Annotated in this window: 1 pseudogene; it reads right to left on the bottom strand. The window is 38.7% G+C overall.

The annotated features are described in order from the left end of the window. A pseudogene (locus HMPREF3154_RS11530) lies at positions 1 to 282 on the bottom strand (hypothetical protein); the annotation flags it as partial. Positions 283 to 292: the final 10 nt, after the last annotated feature.

Raw genomic sequence — 292 nt, 5'->3', positions numbered from 1 at the left:
GCCTTTTATTTCTGTTGCTATAATTTCACTTTCTGCTTGTACGACTTGATGACCTATAGTTACTTTTCCGGTTCTATCGTCTATCACAATATGCGGTACTTGTTTGTTTAATAACCAAGCACCTCCATTTTTGTTTGCGATGATTGAATCAGAATGGCCTTCTGGATTTGTGTAATTGATCACTAATTTCGTTGATTCATCTTTCGGTGTTACCTCTACATTGATGTACTCTTCACTTGCTTCGATAGCCGGAGAATCCGGTGTTGTCTCTTTACGTGGCATAGTCACTTTG

Source organism: Staphylococcus sp. HMSC06C11 (genome assembly GCF_001808345.1).
Classification (GTDB): Bacteria; Bacillota; Bacilli; order Staphylococcales; family Staphylococcaceae; genus Staphylococcus; species Staphylococcus capitis.
The sequence above is the reverse complement of the archived record's forward strand: the minus strand, read 5'-3'. Positions and strand labels throughout refer to the sequence as shown.